The sequence below is a fragment of the Luteitalea sp. genome (genome assembly GCF_022842525.1).
Taxonomy (GTDB): domain Bacteria; phylum Acidobacteriota; class Vicinamibacteria; order Vicinamibacterales; family Vicinamibacteraceae; genus Luteitalea.
The window spans coordinates 95,668-101,667 of the sequence record NZ_JALHPM010000004.1 but is presented as its reverse complement, the minus strand read 5'-3'; the positions used below and the strand labels follow the sequence as shown (position 1 = coordinate 101,667).

General features: G+C 69.2%; 5 protein-coding genes and 1 pseudogene. 4 read left to right on the top strand and 2 right to left on the bottom strand.

The annotated features are described in order from the left end of the window. Positions 1-186, top strand: a pseudogene (locus Q0C41_RS01945) (DedA family protein); the annotation flags it as partial. Position 187: 1 nt separating this feature from the next. Here Q0C41_RS01945 and Q0C41_RS01940 read toward each other — a convergent pair. Continuing rightward, the gene (locus Q0C41_RS01940) at positions 188-1,345 is read right to left on the bottom strand and encodes a phosphatidylinositol-specific phospholipase C1-like protein (protein WP_291980757.1); all 1,158 of its coding nucleotides are present in this window, start codon (positions 1,343-1,345) and stop codon (positions 188-190) included. A 107-nt stretch (positions 1,346-1,452) separates the two neighbouring features. On the opposite strand from Q0C41_RS01940, the gene Q0C41_RS01935 reads away from it, so the two are divergent. Beyond that, on the top strand, positions 1,453-2,592 hold the full coding sequence (locus Q0C41_RS01935) for a Gfo/Idh/MocA family oxidoreductase (RefSeq protein ID WP_291980756.1): 1,140 nt from the start codon (positions 1,453-1,455) through the stop codon (positions 2,590-2,592). A gap of 67 nt (positions 2,593-2,659) precedes the next feature. Here the strand turns inward: Q0C41_RS01935 and Q0C41_RS01930 are convergent, their stop codons facing one another. Beyond that, positions 2,660-3,940, bottom strand: a complete 1,281-nt coding sequence (locus Q0C41_RS01930; protein ID WP_367079084.1) for a hypothetical protein — start codon at positions 3,938-3,940, stop codon at positions 2,660-2,662. A gap of 141 nt (positions 3,941-4,081) precedes the next feature. On the opposite strand from Q0C41_RS01930, the gene Q0C41_RS01925 reads away from it, so the two are divergent. Together Q0C41_RS01925 and Q0C41_RS01920 are read left to right on the top strand one after the other, a co-directional pair. Continuing rightward, the gene (locus tag Q0C41_RS01925; RefSeq protein WP_291980754.1) at positions 4,082-5,332 is read left to right on the top strand and encodes a HupE/UreJ family protein; all 1,251 of its coding nucleotides are present in this window, start codon (positions 4,082-4,084) and stop codon (positions 5,330-5,332) included. Between the two features lie 128 nt (positions 5,333-5,460). Further along, a complete protein-coding gene (locus Q0C41_RS01920) occupies positions 5,461-5,793 on the top strand; it encodes a DUF1805 domain-containing protein (RefSeq protein WP_291980753.1) in 333 nt (110 codons plus the stop codon). The last annotated feature ends 207 nt before the right edge of the window (positions 5,794-6,000 follow it).

Genomic DNA, 6,000 nt, shown 5'->3' with positions numbered 1-6,000 from the left:
GCGTCGGCGTGGCTCGCGCGGCACGGCCCGCCGGCGCTGCTGCTGTCGTGGGTGCCGTTGATCGGCGACCTGCTGGTCGCCCTGGCGGGCGCGGCGCGCATGCCCGTCGCGCCCTTCCTCGTGTGGACGACGATCGGGAAGGCGGCGCGGTATGTCGTGGTGGCGCTGCTCGTGAGCCGCGCCTGAGTTACCGCGGCTCGAGCCAGGCGTCGGTACACCCGGCCGGAGCGGTGACGGGATTGCAGCGCGCCGCCGCCTCAGGCGCCCCAGGCAGGCGGGCGATGTACCTACTCCCGTACGGGCTGACCTCAGGGTAGTCGGTGCTGACAAAGTGCGCGCCCGATCGGAACGCGGCGTCGCGCCTGCGGGTGTCGCCGGTCCGCGCTTCCTGGCCTGGTTCGTCCGCCCGGGTGCGGATGATGTAGCCGGCCTCAGCCAGTGGACGGATGCGGGCCCCGGCGTCGCCGAGGGCGTCGTTCATCTTGAGGAACGCCGAGGCGGGCGTGCCGGGCTCGGCACTCACGAACAGCATCCGTCCCTCGAGCGACGGGTGTCCCGCGAGGTAGCGCTCGCGATGCACGCCGGCATTGTCCATGGCGAACAGCACCTGTCCCCGTACGTCGGCGAGCCGCGGCCAGCCCTTTGTCTCGATGGCTCCGCGCAGGGTCGTCGCCGTGCCCCGCACATCGTCCGGGGTCAGCACGTGCGCCGCGTCGAAGACGCTGCGGATCTCGGCGTCGAGGCCATCGAGCGCAGCCGCATCAAAGGGCACGGGCGTGACGAAGCCGAGTCCGCGTGGGTCCTCGAGCGCCTCGTCCTTCAGTTCGAGCATGACCATGATCGGCACATGCCGCGGATGGGCGCGCGACCACCCCCGGATTTCCGTGAGGCACGCCACGAGCGTCGGGCAGGTCACCCGGAAGTCGAGATCCGGCACGTGGAGCACCTTCAGCCCCGGCGACTGGAGCGCGGGGCCCGGTCGCTCGAGCGTGGCGAACGCGGGGCCCACGCGCAGGGCGGCTGGCGAGGCGAAGAGCCCGCCCTTCGGGTCGGCGTAGACGTCGATCTCGAACTGCCGGATGCCCAGCCGCGACAACTGCTCGGTGAGCGGCCGGTGCGTGTAGTCCAGGGCCGCGGCGCGCCGGCCGAGCGCGGCAAGCACCGGGGGCTCTGGCGCGAGATGGTAGCTGTTGTGCGTGCCGAGCACCTGCAGATGATTGAGCCGCAGACACTGGTCCGCGGTGGAGGCGGTGACAGCCGCGCAGGACGATGCGTCGGGGGCGGCGTGGAACGGTGGGGGCGTCAGCGCCAGCAGGCACCCGGACGCCAGCAGAACAGTGGCCATGCGAGTCGGCATCCAGACAGGGTAGGCCAACGCCGTGACTCGCCTGTGTCAGCGGGCACACTCCCGTTGTTCGGCCCAGCACCGCCAGCCGTAGCACAATGGCGCGCATGTCCGAACCCACTCCGACCCGACGCGACTTCCTCCGAGCGACCGGCGCCACCGTGGCGGCAGCCGCACCGTTTGCCGCGGCCGCCGATGCCACCGCCGCCCCCGCCGCCCAGCCCGCCACGCCCACGCCGCCGGCAAAGACGTTCGGCTACGCCGTGGTCGGCCTCGGCGGTCTGTCGATCAGCGACATCCTGCCTGCGTTCGCCCACACGAAGTCGGCGCGCCTGACCGGCCTGGTGAGCGGCAGCGTGGACAAGGCACGGGCCCTCGCCGCCCAGTACGGCGTGCCCGAGAAGGGGCTCTACTCGTACGACACCTACGACCGCATCGCCGACAACCCGGACATCGATGCCGTGTACATCGTGCTGCCCAACTTCATGCACGCCGAGTACACCATCCGGGCGCACAAGGCCGGCAAGCACGTGCTCGTCGAGAAGCCGATGGCCAACACGGTCAAGGAGTGCGACGAGATGATCGCGGCGGCCAGCGCTGCCAGCAAGTACCTCGCCGTGGCCTACCGTCTGCGCTTCGAGCCGTATACGCAGGCGATGATCAAGATGGTCCGCGACAAGGAACTCGGCAAGCCGAAGGTGATCCTGTGCGAGGCCGGCTTCAACACCCGCAACCCGGACCAGTGGCGCCTGAAGAAGAAGGAAGGCGGCGGCGGCTCGATGATGGACATCGGCATCTACGCCGTCAACGCCGCGCGCTACCTCTCGGGCGAGGAGCCGACCGAGGTCTTCGGCATGGAATACAGCACGCCCAACGACCCGCGCTTCAAGGAGGTCGAGGAGACCATCAACTTCCAGATGCGCTTCCCGAGCGGCGTCCTCGCCAACTGCGTGTCGAGCTACGGCACCAACCTGAATCGCTTCCGGGTGCACGCCGAGAACGGGTCCTTCGAGATGGAGCCGGCCTACAACCGCCGCGCCCTCGGCATGCGCGTGTTCAAGGGCAACACCATCGAGACGCGCAACCTCCGCGAGCCGGATCACTTCGCCGCCCTCATGGATCACCTCGCCGACAGCGCCGCGAAGCACACCCGCCCGATCGTCGACGGCGAGGACGGCCGCAACGACATGCGCGTCATCGAGGCGATCTACGAGTCGGTCAAGACCGGACGCCCCGTGAAGATGTAGCACGCGGGGATGTCGCGGTTCGACCCCGGACGGATCCCGCCCGATACGTCCGTCCGGGGCGATGCGTTCATGGTGTCGGCCTGGCCTTCGGCCACAACGTGCCCTGATCCTGCGTCGTCACGGGGCCAAGCCCCGTGTAGACGAACTTCTGCAAGCGCTTCCCTTCGTACGTCTCGGTGGTGTACAGGTTGCCGCGCGAGTCGGTCGCGATGCTGTGCACGCCGAAGAACTGCCCGGGCTGGTGGCCGCCGGCGCCAAAGCTGGTGAGCAACTGCAGGCTCTCGCGCTGCACGATGTGGACGCGCTCGTTGCGCCCATCGGCGACGAACAGGAACGTCTGCTGCGGGTCGCGCGAGAACGCGATGTCCCAGACGGCGCCGTCGCCTCGCGTGTGCTTCGCGATGACGACTTCCTTGACGAACGCGCCGGCGCGCGTGAACACCTGAATCCTGTTGTTGGCGCGATCGCAGACATACACGAGGCCGTCGTTCGAGATCTCGGCGCAGTGCACCGGATTGCGGAACTGCTGCGCCGGCGGCGCCTCTGGATCGTAGGGCCCCAGATTGGTGTCGTCGGGCCGGTTCCCGTACGCGCCCCAGTACCGCTTGAACGCCCCGGTGTCGGCGTCGATCACGACGACGCGCTTGTTACCGTAGCCGTCGGCGACATAGGCCTCGTTCGTCGCTGGATCGACGGAGACCTTCGCGGCGCGCCAGAAGTTCTGCCTGTCGTGACTGCCGGCGTTCTTTCCCGGATGGCCCACCTGCAGCAGGAACGTGCCCTGCCTGGTGAACTTGACGATGTGCGCGTCCTTCGGGTCGTTGCCGCCAATCCAGACATTGGCCTTGTAGTCGACCGTGATGCCGTGGTTGGTGGCCGGCCACTCGTAGCCAGCGCCGGGGCCGCCCCAGTGACCCACGAGATTGCCGTCGCGATCGGACTCCAGGACCGGCGGCGCGCCCTTGCAGCACATGGAGGGTGGCTCCTTCAGCGTCGTGGCTCCAGTCACGTTGACGGTGAGCCGGCCGGTGGCCGGCTGCCTCGGTGCGTCGTCGCTGATCTGGAAGACGAGCGCGCCGGTGCCGATGCCGGCCCGGGAGCCGCCCGGCAACGACAACCAGGGCTGATCGCTCGTCACCGTCCAGGCCGGCCCCTGCGTGGTGACGCCCTCGGTCATGATGTTGAGGCTGGCGTCGCCGCGATGGACGATCCAGACGTGATCCCGGGCATCGACGGCCACCCCGATCGTCTGGCCGAGCACCCAGCGATTGGGTAGCGGCCTGGGCCACAGCGGGTCGACCTCGAAGGTGGGCGCCTGCACGCCGGCGGCGCGCTGTGCCGAGGCCATCCGCTCGAAGGCGCCGCGCGCAGTGAGCAGGGCGGCGATGAGCACCACGACGAGAGCCCCGAGAACGGCATGACGCCTGGCAGCCATGTGCGACCTCCGGCGGGATGATATAACCGGTTGCCTGCCCGACGGCCACGCCCCATGCGTTCGCACGCGCTGACGATTGCCGGAGTCCTCCTCGTGCTGCTGGTGTGGACCGGCCGCCCGGCTGCCCACGATCTGCCCGCCTCCGTCGTCGTGCACGCGTTGGTCAAGCCCGAGGGGCAGCGACTGCGACTGCTCGTCCGCGTCCCGCTCGAAGCGATGCGCGACGTCGACTATCCGACCCGCGGGCCGGAAGGACTGCTGGATCTGACGCGCGTCGACAGCGCCCTTGCTGACGCCGTCGCACTCTGGCTGGCGGCGGCGTTCCGGGTCCAGGAGGACTCCGCCACGCTGGGGCCGCCCCGCCTGGCTGCGGCCCGCATCTCACTGCCGTCCGATCGCTCGTTCGTGAGCTACGAACAGGCGCTCGCGCTCGTCCTGGGCCCTTCGCTCGACGCCGACACGCGGCTCGTCTGGAACCAGGCGTTGCTCGACGTGCTGCTGGAGTTCGACATCCGTTCGGACCGGTCCGCGTTCGCGATCGACCCGGCGGTGGCGCGGTTCGGCGTGCGTGTCATCACGGCCCTGCGGTTTCTCCCACCCGACGGCGCCATCCGCGCCTTCGAACTGGTGGGCGACCCTGGACTCGTCCGCCTCGATCCGCGGTGGCACCAGGCCGCCTGGCGGTTCGTGCAACTGGGGTTCGGCCACATCCTCGGCGGCCCGGATCACCTGCTCTTCCTTCTGGGTCTGGCCATCCCGATGCGACGACTCCGGGCGCTCGTGCCGGTCGTCACCGCCTTTGCGGTCGCGCATTCGATCACGCTGATCGCATCGGCGCTCGGCCTCGCGCCCCGTGCCCTCTGGTTCCCGCCGCTCATCGAGACCCTCATCGCACTCTCGATCGTCTGCATGGCGGTCGAGAACATGATGGCGACCACCTTCACCCATCGCTGGGTGGTGGCCTTCGCCTTCGGCCTCGTCCACGGATTCGGCTTCGGGTTCGCGCTGCGCGAGTCCCTCCAGTTCGCCGGCACGCATCTGGTGGCGTCACTGCTGGCGTTCAACGTCGGCGTCGAGCTGGGACAGGTGCTCGTGCTCCTGCTCATCCTGCCGCCAGTGACGCTGCTGTTCCGGCGCGCGGCCTCCGAGCGCGTCGGCACCATCGTCCTGTCGGCGGTCGTGGCGCACGCCGCGTGGCACTGGATGGTGGACCGCGGCGCCGCCCTTGGGCGCTTCACCCTCGAGTGGCCGCGGCTCGACGCCGCGCTCTGGCTGCTGCGTGGACTCCGCGACGCGTTGCTGTGAGCGGGACGAGAGGGCGTCAGCGTGCGCAGGTCGCTCTCAGGCTACAGTGTACGAACGCCGTGCTGCCGCGGTGTGCTGCCGCCGCTGACGTCTCGTCCGCGGCCTGTCGTGAGCGTTCGCCAAGGAGAATGAGCATGTCGCTTCCTCATGCCGAGCACCGCACCCTGCAGTTTGATGGTGGGCAGGCCGTCGGATCGACCTACCAGTGGCCGGGCGGGCAATACTGTGCGATTCACACCGTCAACGGGCTCGTCGGCTGCGGCATCTACGACATTCGGTCGGCGAACGAGTTCAGTCTGGCCGTGGCGATTGCCCGCGGCACGCCAGCCGTACCGCTGCGCGAGCCTGAGGATCTCTTCGGCGCCACGATCCTGGAAGTGAGCCACGCGGCCGCAGCCCTGGGAGTGACACCGGGCATGACGGGACGCGACGCGGTCGAGAGGTTGCTCGTCGCAAAGTAGAGAGCGCCCGGTAACCGCTTCTGGCAGAAGCCGATGCCGAACAGGTAGGCATCGGATTTGGTGGCAGGCGCCTCCTGCCACTCCGCGATGTACTCGTTGGTGGTGCTGGCTGGATCGCCAGGTACGCGAGCCTGCCGAGCAGCAGCCAGTTCATGTGGATGGAGAGGGTAAGCGAACCGCCTGCGGCGTGCGGCCTCGTCGGCGATG

Bases quoted from the DNA above. Each gene is read 5' to 3' on its own strand.
- Q0C41_RS01930 (WP_367079084.1), bottom strand. From the start codon at position 3,940: ATGGCCTCGGCACAGCGCGCCGCCGGCGTGCAGGCGCCCACCTTCGAG.
- Q0C41_RS01920 (WP_291980753.1), top strand. From the start codon at position 5,461: ATGAGCATGTCGCTTCCTCATGCCGAGCACCGCACCCTGCAGTTTGAT.
- Q0C41_RS01935 (WP_291980756.1), top strand. From the start codon at position 1,453: ATGTCCGAACCCACTCCGACCCGACGCGACTTCCTCCGAGCGACCGGC.
- Q0C41_RS01925 (WP_291980754.1), top strand. From the start codon at position 4,082: ATGCGTTCGCACGCGCTGACGATTGCCGGAGTCCTCCTCGTGCTGCTG.
- Q0C41_RS01940 (WP_291980757.1), bottom strand. From the start codon at position 1,345: ATGGCCACTGTTCTGCTGGCGTCCGGGTGCCTGCTGGCGCTGACGCCC.